This is a genomic window from Ferdinandcohnia sp. SAFN-114, assembly GCF_059415045.1.
In genome coordinates this window covers 40,594-54,544 of sequence record NZ_JBPFDQ010000031.1, presented here as the reverse complement: position 1 = coordinate 54,544, position 13,951 = coordinate 40,594, and the positions used below count along the sequence as shown (strand labels likewise).

Genomic DNA, 13,951 nt, shown 5'->3' with positions numbered 1-13,951 from the left:
CAAATTAATGAAAAAGTGTTAAATTTAATATGGATAGGTGTTTTATATATGTCTCATTTGGCTAGGTCAGTTCAATGAATGGTGTTTCTAATATGCTTCCGTTTGTTGTAGGTGGCGGACTCTTAATTGCCATTTCATTTATTTTTGGAATCAATGCTTCAGACCCGAATGATCCATCCTATAGTCCGATTGCTGGCGCGTTGATGACAATCGGAAGTGCTAATGCGTTTCAATTAATGATTCCTGTTTTAGCAGGATTTATCGCCATGAGTATTGCTGACCGTCCCGGATTAGCACCAGGCATGATAGGCGGTCTAATGGCGACAACTGGCGGAGCTGGATTTTTAGGTGGATTAATAGCTGGTTTCCTTGCAGGATATGTGGTCTTATTACTGAAAAAATTGTTCTCAGGTTTACCATCATCATTTGAAGGTCTAAAACCAGTGTTGATTTATCCGTTCTTTGGAATTTTGATTACAGGTGCAATTATGTATGTACTTGTTGGTCCGTTAAAATTTGTAATGGACGGATTGACCGGTTGGTTAGAAGGACTAGGTACAGGGAACTTGATTGTACTTGGTTTAATTCTAGGGGGAATGATGTCAATTGATATGGGTGGCCCAATTAATAAGGCCGCATTTACCTTTGGAATTGCCATGATTGATGCTGGAAATTACGCACCACATGCAGCTATTATGGCGGGTGGAATGACACCGCCGCTTGGACTAGCTTTAGCAACAACCCTCTTTAAAAATAAATTTACAAAGCAAGAGCGTGAAGCTGGAAAAACGGCTTATTTCATGGGTGCATCATTTATTACAGAAGGTGCAATTCCATTTGCTGCTGCTGATCCTGGGCGTGTTATTCCTTCTGCGGTCATTGGTTCAGCAGTTACGGGTGCACTTACCATGTTGTTTGGTATTGGCTTACCTGCTCCACATGGAGGAATATTTGTTATTCCTTTTGTAAATGGTAGTTGGGCGTTATACGTACTTGCGATAATCATCGGTACAATAATAACGGCGCTATTAGTTGGGTTCTTGAAAAAACCGATAAAATAAGGGTATTACCCCGTGCTATTTAGGCACGGGGTATTTTTAATGATAATGTAATGGGTTTATAAGTGATGGTGTTATTGTTTTGAAGTAGCGCATTGTTTGCTTGAGTCGAGGTGAGTACAAGGTGGCCAAGATTATTTCCAGTTTCAATGATTGGTCCTTGATCCATTGACAGGTAACGGATCTTTTCTTTCCACGTAAAGTTTGTGGGACAAGGGGTATTTCCTTTTTGTTTAATGATATCGTAGGTCGAATCACAGTATCTGTTGATTTCTTTATTCCTTCTTTTCGCTGCATTTATTGTAACGATTGCCTTCATCAATCCGCCTTGTATCCCTGAAAAACTCATATTGTTCATTGGACTACTCGTAAATTGGTAGATGCATAAACCTTCTCCATCGGGAAATTCGATATTGGTTGAAACAGCAGAAGCGTAATGAACATCTCCTGATAAAATAAAGCAGTGACTCGGGTTCCATTCTTTGATTTGGTGTAGGAGTTCACTAAAGCCCTCTCCGTTATACTTCCAGGATTCAAAGTCAAATGCTGTTGTTGCGGGAACTCCAATTGTTTTTAATGGATACATATATTGATTGAGAAAGGACTCAATTAAGCCAATTCCATAGACCGGTGCTGGGGAGATTACAAGGAGTGGTTCACCGCTTTTCCATCCACTACCATTTAAACAATCTGTTAAGTTCCGCCAACCGCGTTCACCAATGAGCTGCGGAGGACGGTCCTTTTCTTCGATCGTACGACCAAGGGAAACTGGGAGAGGGGTGTGATCGTACTTTCGTTGTGTTCTTGTATCAAGGAAAATGGATGCTGGGCTTGTCGGTGCAACAAAATTCCACTGATCGAATTTCCAAAGTATTTCTTCCCATGCTTCATGTGAACGTGAACGAGTATCATAAGTTTTACTATATCCCCACATCTTACGGAGAAATACAGGGTCAAATCGGTCTGGGTCATTACCCCATCCTTGAAACAGCCAATACGCCATAAGTCCATTGGCAACGACATGTCTTCCAAGTTTTGATGAATAGACGCTATTTTTCCAATTGTGACTGATGTTCCAATCATCTGTAATATCATGGTCATCAAAGATCATATAGGTCGGAATGTTAGCAAGTAATCTTCTTACCTTTGTAAGTGTTTGGTAGGTTTCCTTCACATCTTCCACTTGTTCGTTATACTCTTTTTCATATACTTTCTTTTCCTTCTTTCGCTTCCCTTTTTTGTAAATATAATAAAGTTGGTTTTTCCTAGTTTGGTCTTTAAATGAAGGAAAATCACCATCATCTGTGTAAGCACCCCAAAGTTCTGGTGACCATGCTAGTAAATATAGAGCGGCATATTCACCAAATGTCATTGCATGGTTCCGGGCATTTGCGGAGGTGAATTTGCAAAAATGCTCCATGATAAATTGTCTTCCTCGGGTTTGGTTTATTGATTTTTTGAAAGGTTTATTTTCTAGGCGAGGCTCTATTTCAGTAAGGTTTTCTCCTCTACCAATTAGTTTTTTACCTGCTTCTGTCATGATGTGAAATACTGGATCTGGCACATCATCTGCATAAATTTGGTCACCTAATAAAAATAAAGCGTCTGGGCGCTTTTCGAGGTCTAAAAAGTTCATTTTGATTGTTTCGTCTCCTTGGCTAAGGGCATCCTCACCTTTTCCATGAAGTTTTCGACATGAGCCATATAGGAGATTGGTTTTTTGTTGAGTTAGATCTCGAATAAAAAAGCTAGGAAAATCGAGGTCTCCATATGTGATGGAGTTTGGTTGCTCTTTTCCTAGGAGTCCGAAGTCTTGTAGGTCATAAATCTCAGAATTCTTTTGGAAAAGGAGATTATAGGCTAGGAGTGTGTTTACAGGGAACTGTGCTTGATACGGTGGTGTTAGTTTGATTAGGCTAATATAAAGTTGTTTTCCAGCACGGAAAGTGGTTGTTTCAGTATCACAATCTATTTCATGGTACGCAAAATTGGTATCATCTATTTTTTCAATTTGATACAGCTTTGCACCAAGTCTGTATCTTTTTCTTAACGCAATCCAAATATAAATGTGAGAAGGCTCAACTCGGCGTAGGATTGGCCCCGATAAAATTGTCGGTATATCCATTTTGTTCACCATCCCATTTTTTTATATCCTATTCAGGGTTCTAGGCGGCTGTTCATTTCAGGTATGTAACAGAATTGTGTTGGAACGGGAGATTGGGTGTTTTGATTGAGAGTTCGCGATGCAAGCTGGAGTGAGAAGGGAGAGTAAGGGTGTACTGTGGTTTCGCGAAACAATCTAGAGTGAAAAGAGCGTCAAGATTGGGTTCCCCGTACAAGTGGAGAAGAAAGTGCGTAAGTGAGAAAAGCCAAACAAAAAAACTTCGAGTAACAAAATAGTTTGTCAAATTTAGGTGATACAGCTTATAATTCGTTATAGCAGTAGGAAAATCACAAGGAGAGAGCAAAATGATTCGACGTTTTTTTACATATTATAAGCCCCATCGCACTTTGTTTTTAATAGATTTTAGTTGTGCGGTGATTGTTGCGATTCTAGAGCTGGCCTTTCCGCTAGCCGTGCAGTGGTTTATTGATAAACTTTTGCCAACTAATAACTGGTCTGCAATCATATGGGTGAGCATTGGATTGTTAGTATTATATTCAGTTAGCACAGGTCTTCACTTTATTGTAGGCTATTGGGGCCATAAGCTTGGGATTAACATTGAAACGGATATGAGGCAGCAGTTATTCCAACATGTGCAGCGGCAGTCTTTTCGCTTTTTTGATAATACAAAAACAGGTCATATTATGAGCCGCATTACGAATGATTTGTTTGATATTGGTGAGCTTGCTCATCATGGTCCTGAGGATTTGTTCATTGCCATTATGACATTTGTTGGGGCATTTTGGATTATGTTAACGATCAATGTGAAGCTTGCTCTAATTGCGATTATTGTTGTGCCATTTTTAGTATGGTTGATTGCATTTTCAAATGTCCGTATGAATCGTGCATGGAAGGCGATGTATAGCAATATTGCGGATGTAAATGCTAGGGTCGAAGATAGTGTGGCGGGGGCACGTGTTGTCCAATCCTTCACAAATGAAGAATTTGAAATTTCTAGATTTAGAGTTGATAACCGTAAGTTTCGTCGTTCAAAGCTTAGTGCTTATAAAGTAATGGGATCAGCATCTGCTGGTATCTACCTCATGACACGTCTGTTTGTCCTTATCGTGTTAGTAGTCGGTGCGTGGTTAAGCTTTAGCGGGGAGCTTACTTACGGAGAATTAGTTGGGTTCGTCTTATATGCCAATGTCCTGTTTAAACCGATTGATAAAATTAGTGCCCTATTGGAACTGTACCCAAAAGGGATGGCTGGTTTCAAACGTTTTACAGAGCTACTCGATATGGAGCCTGAAGTGAAAAATGCGAAAGATGCAATTGCAGTACCATCCCTTCGTGGAGATATTGCGTTTGATCAAGTAACCTTTGGCTATGATGAAAAGCAGGGACCGGTCTTAAAAGATATAAATCTTAAGGTTCATGCTGGAGAGACAGTGGCCTTTGTCGGCCCTTCTGGAGCCGGGAAAACGACTATTTGTTCTTTAATTCCTCGTTTCTACGATGTTGATGGAGGTTCCATTTCGATTGACGGAATGGATATTCGAATAATGACAAAGGAATCGTTGCGTTCCCAGATTGGAATTGTTCAGCAGGATGTTTTCCTTTTTACAGGAACGCTGCGTGAAAATATTGCATACGGATTGCTTGGGGCATCGGATGAACAAATTGAAGAGGCTGCAAGGCGTGCTCACCTGGAGGAGTTTATTGCTGGACTACCAGATGGCTATGAAACACAGGTTGGAGAACGTGGTCTTAAGCTTTCAGGTGGTCAAAAACAACGGATTGCCATCGCTCGAATGTTTTTAAAGAATCCACCAATCTTAATATTGGATGAAGCCACTTCTGCTTTAGATACGGAAACAGAGCAGATTATCCAAAAAGCCTTAACAGAGCTTTCAAAAAATCGCACAACACTTGTTATCGCACACCGTTTGGCTACAATCCGAAATGCAGATCGCATCATCGTGGTGACAGAAGAAGGTATTGCGGAACAAGGTGGACATGATGAACTACTAGAAAAAGGCGGGATCTTCGCAAATCTACATCAGGTCCAATATCAATCATAATAACCAGGAAACCCTGGTTATTTTTTTATGCCAAATTGGGCCAAAGGTCATATAAAAATTTCAGATAGATGGCGGCCAATCGCACGGAAAAGGGTAGAAGAAAAATGAATCTTGTCAGTTTCAATCGGATGGTAGGGAAAAAGTAAAATTTATTTGTAAAATTTTATTTCAAAAAATGGTAAATTTGTACGAAAGGATGTTTTATTCTCCTTAACGAACTAAAGAGTATGACGAAAAATTGTAGGGGGAATCGTGCGTGAAAAAGGTGTTTAAGCTATTATTTGTGTTTACCTTTGTCAGTATTTTTTCACTCCAGGGAATCTGGGGCAACCCAGCAGAGGCAAGTGAGGGAGAGGAGCCAGATATTCGGATTGGGGTTGTGCCTTCTGTAGAGTCTTTGGCAGTCGGTGCGGTAAGTAAGTTTGATGTGATTAACAAAGAAACAGGTGAGGTCCTTTTAACAGGTGATAATGAGGAGGTTCAAGTTGAGCTTGCAGGCTCATCTGTTATAAAAACAAATTATCGATTACAGGTTGCATATTCCACAAGCAATGCTTATATTCAGGATTGGTTACAGCGTGCTGAAACGTTTGGATATTCAACTTATCTTGAAGAATACAATAATGGTTGGCGTTTATTAATCGGAGAATTTCCGTCAGATGCATCTTTTACGGTAAGAACTGCTTTTAAAGATGAAATTGTGGCAAGAGGATTAGGTGCTAGTGATGCCTACTGGAGATTAATTACAACTGTTGAAGGCGAATCAACAATCAAAGTCTCAAAAGGGGAAACAGCCATCACCACAACAAATCCGATTCAGATTGTTTCAGAGGATTTAGTGACGATTAACGGGAATCAGTATCGTGGAATCGCTGAGGTTGGTTTTAATAGTTCGGGGGCACTTGCGGGAATCAACGAACTGCCAATAGAGGAGTATTTATATGGTGTTGTCCCACGCGAATTACCTCCTGTACCATACGGGGAATTAGAGGCGCAAAAGTCACAAGCCATTGCTGCAAGAACATATGCATTATCAAATATGGGTAAAAGAGGTAATGACGGGTATGATCTTCTTCCAACAACGTCTGACCAAGTGTATGGTGGTTTTGAGGCTGAACACCCCATTTCGAACGATGCAGTTGATGGTACACGAGGGATTGTTGCAACTTACGAAGGAAAATTAATTACGGCTGTCTTTAATTCTACTAGTGGCGGTTTTTCGGCCAATAATGAAGATGTGTGGAATTCAGACCCTGTTCCATACTTAAGAGGAGTTCCAGATGCACAAAGAGGTAAGGCGTTTGAGCACGTACCCTCTCTTGAGGTCTTCAAAAACAATAGCAACTCCAAATCCCTGCGTGCAGCAAGTGAGGGAGATTTTGAGGCAGATTGGTCTAAATACCATCGCTGGAATTTTGAATGGACAGCCGAAGAAATGAGCGATGTATTGAGTACATCCTTTAACACTGAGGTTGGTAAGGTTTATGAAATTAATGTTTTAGAGCGCTCAAGTTCAGGTCGTGTGCTCGAAATGGAGTTTGTTACGGAGAATGGTACATTTTATGAAACCAAGGATCGCATTCGAACAACTTTAAAATATATTAATGCAAGCGGTAACCAAGCTTCCCTGCTAAGTACGTTGTTCCACATTGAGCCAATTAAAGACAATAAATCAAAAGAAGTTACTGGATTTAAAGTATACGGTGGCGGCTGGGGTCATGGTGTTGGCTTGTCGCAAACTGGTGCAGTCGGAATGGCTGAAAAAGGGGCAACCTTTGAGGAAATCCTCAAGCATTATTACCAAGGAATCGACATAGAGGATAGATACTAATAAAGAAGACTCGTGCATGGACACGAGTCTTTTTCTTATAATTTAAATGAACTTTTCAATGAAACAGTTCGGTTAAAGACCGGTTTGTTAGTTGTAGAGTGTGTTGGATCCACGTTAAAGTAACCATGTCTAAAGAATTGGAATTTGTCATGCGGCTTGACATCTTTCATGTTCGGCTCTACGAATCCATTTAATATCTCAAGAGAGTTTGGATTGACGTAATCGAGGAATGTTTTATCCTCTTCTTCCTCTTTTTCTTCAGCATCTAAAATAAGTGGCTCATACAAACGGAATTCAGCAGGAATCGCTTGTGTTGCCTCAACCCAGTGAATGGTACCTTTTACCTTACGACCTGTAAAGCCTGTACCACTCTTTGTTTCAGGATCATACGTACAATGAAGCTCCACCACATTTCCTTCCTCATCCTTAATGACTTCTTCACATTTAATGAAATACGCGTGCTTTAGACGAACCTCATTGCCAGGGAAGAGACGGAAATACTTTTTCGGCGGATTTTCCATGAAATCCTCTTGCTCGATGTAAATTTCACGAGAAAATGGAATTTGTCTTGTACCCATTTCTGGATTTTCAGGGTTAATTTCTGCATCCAGCATTTCCACTTGTCCTTCTGGATAGTTGGTGATGACCACCTTAAGAGGATTAATAACCCCCATTGTACGTGGTGCTTTAAGCTTTAAATCTTCACGAACGAAATGCTCAAGCATTTGTGTATCAACGGTTCCGTTGTTTTTCGCAACCCCTAGCTCACGCAAGAATGTACGGATGGCTTCAGGTGTATACCCTTTTCTTCTAAGCCCTGAAATGGTTGGCATGCGTGGGTCATCCCATCCATCCACAAAGCCTTCGTCTACAAGCAGCTTTAGCTTACGCTTACTCATCACCGTATTTGTTAAATTGATACGGCCAAATTCAATTTGTTGTGGCTTACTTTCCATTTCACATTGCTCAACAACCCAATTATAAAAAGGACGTTGATCTTCGAACTCAATCGTACATATAGAATGAGTCACACCTTCAATTGCATCCTCAATAGGATGAGCAAAAGCATACAACGGATAAATGCACCATTTATCACCAGTATTGTGGTGAGTTGTATGTGAAATTCGGTAAATGACAGGGTCACGCAAATTGATGTTCGGTGATTTCATATCAATTTTTGCACGTAAAACTTTTTCACCATTTCCGTACTTACCAGCACGCATGTTTTCGAACAACTCAAGGTTTTCTTCAATTGAACGATCACGATACGGGCTTTCTTTTCCAGGTTCTGTTAGGGTTCCACGATATTCACGGATTTCATCTGCGCTTAAATCGTCGACATAAGCAAGGCCCTTTTTAATGAGTAAAACAGCACGGTCGTACATTTCCTCAAAGTAATTCGATGCAAAAAATAAACCGTCCCAATCATAACCAAGCCATTTCACATCTTCTTTAATCGAGTTCACAAACTCAATGTCCTCTTTTAAAGGGTTTGTATCGTCAAATCGTAGGTTCGTTTTACCTTTAAATTCATCTGCAAGGTCAAAATTTAGAATGATTGATTTAGCATGTCCGATGTGTAAATACCCATTTGGTTCTGGTGGGAAGCGGGTGACAACGTGGTCACGCTTTCCAGTTTCTAAATCGTCGATTATGATATTTCTAATAAAATTTGAAACATTATTATTTTCCACGGCCATAACCTCTTTCGTTATCCTGTACTGGACGCTCAAAAAGTCTTGGTACTATTAATTGCATTGCTTCTTTTTGAACATCGTCTATAATGGATGAATATATCATAAAACCAGAATAATTACCATTATTCTCATGTTTACCAAAGATTAAGTTGATTATTAGGCTGTCTTTCATATAAGCTTTACTTTATCTGAAATTATCAACTTTATTCAGTGGGGGTTAAACCCCACTGAATAAAGTTAAAGCCTCCGGCGGAGACATGCGATTTTTAAAGGAAGTTTTTCGATCAGTAAGATCAAAGACTAAAAGCGCCACTTCCTGTGGCAACGTCTTTATGACCCACTTCCTGTGGGCCTAAATCTGGGCGCAAATACGCCAAGGCGCATTTGAATTTATTGGAGCGAGGTTTTATGGAAAATAAGATTGAAATTATTGAGATCTGCCTGTTAGCGGGAAAGATTATGCTCGAGAGTGGGGCAGAAACCTATCGAGTAGAGGACACAATGAATCGTATGGCTGCCGCTTTTGGGAACGTAACGTCTCAAAGCTATGTAACACCAACGGGAATTATGTTCTCGACAAGTGGTACAGAACCTACAAATATAGTACGAATAAATGAGAGGTCTACTGATTTAGAAAAAGTAACCCTAGTAAATAACATTTCGCGAAAAATTAGCAGCGGGGAATTAACGCTTCAAGAAGCAAAGCGGGAGTTAGAGGAGCTTTCAAAAAAGAATCTTTCTTTTCCGATTTGGATTCAGGTTCTTTCAGCAGCCATAGCTAGCGGTTGCTTTACGATTATGTTCCTTGGGAGTTGGACCGATTTTTTACCAGCTTGTATCGCGGGAGGAGTGGGCTTTGCCTTTTTTTTCTTCCTTCATCAGCTGGTTCGAATAAAGTTCTTTGCGGAATTTATGGCGTCATTTTTAATTGGAATGATTGCCTATCTGTTTATTGTAACTGGACTTGGGGCTGAACTCGATAAAATTATTATCGGTTCTGTAATGCCACTTGTACCTGGTTTATTGATTACAAATGCCGTTCGTGATTTAATTGCAGGACACCTTGTTTCGGGGATTTCAAAGGGGGCGGAAGCATTTCTAACTGCTTTTGCCATTGGAACGGGAGTAGCGGTAGTTCTCGCTATTTTCTAAGTTGAAAGGAGTTTAAAATGCTTTCCCATCTGATTACAAGCTTAATTGCTTCAAGTACATTTGGAATCATCTTCAACGTTCCGAAAAAGTCGCTTATTAAATGTGGGTTTGTCGGAATGATTGGCTGGATGTTATATATCTTTTTATTTCTACAAGGGATTGATGCTGTATATGCGACACTTGCTGCCTCTTTTTTAGTTGCAGTCATCAGCCATATCTTTGCAAAGGTCTATAAAAACCCAGTGATTATCTACAGCATCGTTGGAATCATCCCCTTAGTACCTGGTGGAATCTCATACGACGCAATGAGGAATTTTGTTGAAAATGACTATTCAACAGCACTCCCACTAGCAGCAAGGGCATTTATGATTTCTGGCGCGATTGCCTTCGGACTTGTCTTATCCGAGGTACTAAACCAGTTAATTTTTAGGAGAAAGAAGAGAGTTTAGTTGAAGCTTCCGGAATATCATATTCCTGGAGGCTTTTTATTTTGGATAGGTGTATGGCTAGAGCCTTTGGTCCGAATAAAAAGTTCATGAAATATAAAGGAATCTCGGCATATTCATAGAAAGTAAGGGTGTATAATATTTGGTCACACAAACACCAGCCTCAAACCGAAGGGAGACGTCTATGAGCAAAAACGATGGCATTTATAATGATTTATCGAAGGACATGACATATGGTGACTATCTTCAACTAGATACATTACTCTCGAGCCAGCATCGCCTTTCCGAGCATCATGATGAAATGCTTTTTATTATTATCCACCAAACAAGTGAGCTTTGGATGAAGCTTATTTTACATGAAATTAAAGCTGCAAAAGCGTCTATCTTAAAAAACGACCTCGAACCTGCTTTTAAGATGCTATCAAGGGTATCAAAAATTCAGCAGCAATTAATTCAATCCTGGGATGTCCTTTCAACATTAACACCTTCTGAGTATATGGAATTTAGGGGGCAACTTGGAAAGTCATCAGGCTTCCAATCCTATCAAAATCGGTTAATCGAGTTTGCACTGGGCCATAAGAAGCCCAATGTGCTAGGGGTATATAAGCATCAACCTGAAATTTACAAACAGGTTGAAAATGCGCTTCAAGAAAGAAGTATCTATGATGCTGCTATCTTAGCTCTTTCAAAAAGAGGCTTTCACATTGATGAATCGTACCTTAAAAGGGATTGGACGGAGGATTATCAGGCAAATGATAGTGTTGAACAGGCCTGGCTAGAAGTCTATCAAAACGTAGAAAAGTATTGGGATTTTTACGAACTCGCGGAGAAGTTAGTTGATATTGAATCTCACCAGCAGAAATGGCGCTATAACCACATGATTACGGTTGAAAGAATTATCGGATATAAGAGAGGGACTGGTGGCTCGGCGGGAGTTGAATACTTAAAGCAGGTAATTAACCATCGCTTTTTCCCAGAGTTGTGGAATATGCGGACGAAATTATAAAGGGGCTTAATGCAAATATGGAGATACAAATTCAAGCCGTTTCAAAAGAGGAAGAAGACGTTTTACATAATCTCATGCAATTTTATATCTATGAATTTACGAAGTATATGAGTAGTATAACGATTAAAGAAAATGGCTGTTTTGAAAGATTTAATCTGGATGTCTATTGGTCTGAGCGTAATCATCATGCATATTTTGTAAAAGTGGATGGTTTACTTGCAGGATTTGTGTTACTTCAAAGTCAATCAGAGAAAGAACCCAATTCAATAGAAGAATTTTTTATCATGAGAGGTTATGAAGGCAAGGGTATTGGCTCCCGTGTTGCGGAGGAAATCTTTTCAATGTTTCCAGGAAGGTGGCATGTGCGACAGTCGGAAAAGAATGAGCGTGCCCGGGTGTTTTGGAGAAATATCATTTCAAAATGTACGACGGGAATCTTTGAGGAACGATTTGATGAAAGAAACTGTTCGATTCAAGAGTTTACTATAGAAGAAAGTATATAAGGAGTTCACCAAGTGGTGAATTCCTTATTTGATTATAAATTCCTCAAACGGCAAGTAATAAACGGGGTAGTGTTCTATCTGTTCAAAGCCTAGTTTCTTTGCAATTGCAATCGAGTCTTTGCGAAACGACTCCGTTGTCCAGTGAGGGATTACATCCCGTCTTATACATTCTTCGATAAATGCCCTGGCCATTGCGGTAGCAAGTCCTTTGCCCCGGTGGTTTGTGTCATATGTATTAATTCCAATTTCATATTCATTTTCAGATACAAAGACAGAGAGACAAGTTCCGATCACGTTTGATCCTTGAACAACAGCGTAGCCGAAGCCCTTTTGGAAAAATGGACCAAGGGATTCTCCCCAAAATTTTATGATTTCGTTTTTAACAATATCATCTCTATCTCTTTCAATTAGCTCCTGACTTATGGGTTGTACCTCATATCCTTCAGGCACATCTTTAGAATCACTAGAATTAAACCATTCTTTATGGAAAACAAACGGCACACGCTCCCCCTTCAAAAGGGAAACTCTCGTAAAAATGGATTCAACAGATCCATTCCATTCATGGTTTGGGTAAATTTCGAGATTTAAAGTATCCTCCTCTGGGAGTGCCTCAAGGCGGATTTCAGATGCGATATATTCCTCAAGTTCTGAGTTAAACTTCTCATTATCAATCCTACCGCAAAGATAGAACATCTCATTTTTTGCCCAAATAAAGGCGGTTTTAGGATTTCTCTCGTTATCTACGTAAATCTCACCGAGATTATTACCATCAATCACTCCATGCATAACTGGATGGTTTTCTAATCCAGTGAGGAGTGGTTTCACATTTTTAAACTTAACAGCATCGAGCTTCATAATCATTTTCTTCACGACCTTTTATCGATTCAGGTGTCTTCTTGAATCCTGTTACAACAATTATTCTCCAAATCGAGTAAAATTTCCTTTAGTCTCTGGAACTTTTGTGTAAAATAAAGAGGATGAATGTAATGGAGGAAAGTGACATGATTACGATGAAAGAAATTGCGAAGCTGGCTAATGTCTCTAGTGCAACTGTTTCGCGTGTGCTGAACAATTCAGGATATGTGAGTGATGACGTTCGCAAACGTATTTTAAAAATCATTGATGAAACTGGTTATATACCAAGTGAGCATGCGAAGGCATTACGGACAAAGCAATCCAATGTCATTGGTGTCATTTTACCAAAATTAAGTACTGAGACAGCTAGTAGAATTGTAAGTGGAATCAGTGAAGAACTAGCCAAACACGGCTATCAAATACTATTAACCAATACAAATCTTGATCCGAAAAAAGAAATCGAGTATGTAAAACTTTTAAAAAGCAAACAGGTTGATGGTATCATTCTTCTTGCCACAAACCGAAGTGAGACACTACTTAAGGAAATCGAAAAACTTCGCATCCCTTTTGTGGCGACTGGACAGGAATTTGAGGGGATACCTTCTGTTATTAACAATAACTACGGGGCTGCAAAAGACATCACCAATCTCCTAATCAATAAAGGCCATACTAAAATTGCTTTTATCGGTGTAGACGAGTCAGATTATGAGGTAGGATTCAAGCGTAAAGCGGGATACTTAGCGGCGCTGAAGGAAAGCCAATTACCGGTTATAGATCAGTGGATCCAAAAAGGGGAGTTCACGATTGAGTCAGGCTATATGATGGCAAAAGAGATCATTGAATCTTCTTCTGAAAAACCAACTGCAATTGTCGCGGTTACAGATCGTTTAGCAATAGGCACCATGGAATACCTGAAAGAACAAGGTTTACATGTTCCAAAGGATATTGCTCTAACAGGTATGGGTGCGTCTGATTTATCAAAATATATCACCCCTAAATTAACTACAGTTGATCTATTAAGTGAGCATACAGGAGCGGAAGCAGCCAAGACATTATTACAGATGTTGCAGGAAGGGATTTCCTTAGAAAAAAAACAAATCGACTATAGACTAATAATTAGAGATAGTATATAATCGGTTTTGTAATGAATGTGTAATCGATTACACACAGGACATTCATTTTTTTGAGTGATATGTAATCGATTACCTATTAACA

At 39.7% G+C, this 13,951-nt stretch carries 10 protein-coding genes and 1 pseudogene; 8 read left to right on the top strand and 3 right to left on the bottom strand.

The genetic code is table 11. The annotated features are described in order from the left end of the window. Positions 1 to 74 precede the first annotated feature (74 nt). A pseudogene (locus ACR65M_RS11865) lies at positions 75 to 1,061 on the top strand (PTS fructose transporter subunit IIC); the annotation flags it as partial. 19 nt (positions 1,062 to 1,080) lie between these two features. Here the strand turns inward: ACR65M_RS11865 and ACR65M_RS11860 are convergent. Next, complete coding sequence (locus tag ACR65M_RS11860) at positions 1,081 to 3,183, bottom strand: metallophosphoesterase family protein (RefSeq protein ID WP_440273414.1); 2,103 nt, start codon at positions 3,181 to 3,183, stop codon at positions 1,081 to 1,083. Positions 3,184 to 3,527: 344 nt separating this feature from the next. On the opposite strand from ACR65M_RS11860, the gene ACR65M_RS11855 reads away from it, so the two are divergent. Together ACR65M_RS11855 and ACR65M_RS11850 are read left to right on the top strand one after the other, a co-directional pair. Beyond that, the gene (locus ACR65M_RS11855; RefSeq protein ID WP_440273413.1) at positions 3,528 to 5,246 is read left to right on the top strand and encodes an ABC transporter ATP-binding protein; all 1,719 of its coding nucleotides are present in this window, start codon (positions 3,528 to 3,530) and stop codon (positions 5,244 to 5,246) included. 256 nt (positions 5,247 to 5,502) lie between these two features. Continuing rightward, positions 5,503 to 7,077: a SpoIID/LytB domain-containing protein gene (locus ACR65M_RS11850; RefSeq protein WP_440273412.1), complete on the top strand. Its 1,575-nt coding sequence runs from the start codon at positions 5,503 to 5,505 to the stop codon at positions 7,075 to 7,077. A gap of 35 nt (positions 7,078 to 7,112) precedes the next feature. Here ACR65M_RS11850 and ACR65M_RS11845 read toward each other — a convergent pair whose 3' ends face one another. Then, positions 7,113 to 8,777 (bottom strand): glutamine--tRNA ligase/YqeY domain fusion protein, encoded by a 1,665-nt coding sequence (locus ACR65M_RS11845; protein ID WP_440273411.1) that lies wholly within the window; start codon positions 8,775 to 8,777, stop codon positions 7,113 to 7,115. A gap of 405 nt (positions 8,778 to 9,182) precedes the next feature. On the opposite strand from ACR65M_RS11845, the gene ACR65M_RS11840 reads away from it, so the two are divergent. From ACR65M_RS11840 to ACR65M_RS11825, 4 genes are all read left to right on the top strand, one after another. Further along, positions 9,183 to 9,926: a threonine/serine exporter family protein gene (locus ACR65M_RS11840; RefSeq protein WP_341333335.1), complete on the top strand. Its 744-nt coding sequence runs from the start codon at positions 9,183 to 9,185 to the stop codon at positions 9,924 to 9,926. A 17-nt stretch (positions 9,927 to 9,943) separates the two neighbouring features. Beyond that, positions 9,944 to 10,375 carry a threonine/serine exporter family protein gene (locus ACR65M_RS11835; RefSeq protein WP_341333334.1) on the top strand — a complete coding sequence of 144 codons (432 nt, stop codon included), beginning with the start codon at positions 9,944 to 9,946 and terminating at the stop codon, positions 10,373 to 10,375. A 181-nt stretch (positions 10,376 to 10,556) separates the two neighbouring features. After that, positions 10,557 to 11,378 carry a tryptophan 2,3-dioxygenase gene (gene kynA / locus ACR65M_RS11830; protein ID WP_440273410.1) on the top strand — a complete coding sequence of 274 codons (822 nt, stop codon included), beginning with the start codon at positions 10,557 to 10,559 and terminating at the stop codon, positions 11,376 to 11,378. A 17-nt stretch (positions 11,379 to 11,395) separates the two neighbouring features. Then, entirely contained in the window at positions 11,396 to 11,881 is a 486-nt protein-coding gene (locus tag ACR65M_RS11825) for a GNAT family N-acetyltransferase (protein WP_440273409.1), read from the top strand. A 24-nt stretch (positions 11,882 to 11,905) separates the two neighbouring features. Here ACR65M_RS11825 and ACR65M_RS11820 read toward each other — a convergent pair whose 3' ends face one another. Beyond that, a complete protein-coding gene (locus tag ACR65M_RS11820; protein ID WP_440273415.1) occupies positions 11,906 to 12,742 on the bottom strand; it encodes a GNAT family N-acetyltransferase in 837 nt (278 codons plus the stop codon). 140 nt (positions 12,743 to 12,882) lie between these two features. Here ACR65M_RS11820 and ACR65M_RS11815 point away from each other — a divergent pair, with 140 nt between their 5' ends. Continuing rightward, on the top strand, positions 12,883 to 13,869 hold the full coding sequence (locus tag ACR65M_RS11815) for a LacI family DNA-binding transcriptional regulator (RefSeq protein WP_341333330.1): 987 nt from the start codon (positions 12,883 to 12,885) through the stop codon (positions 13,867 to 13,869). Positions 13,870 to 13,951: the final 82 nt, after the last annotated feature.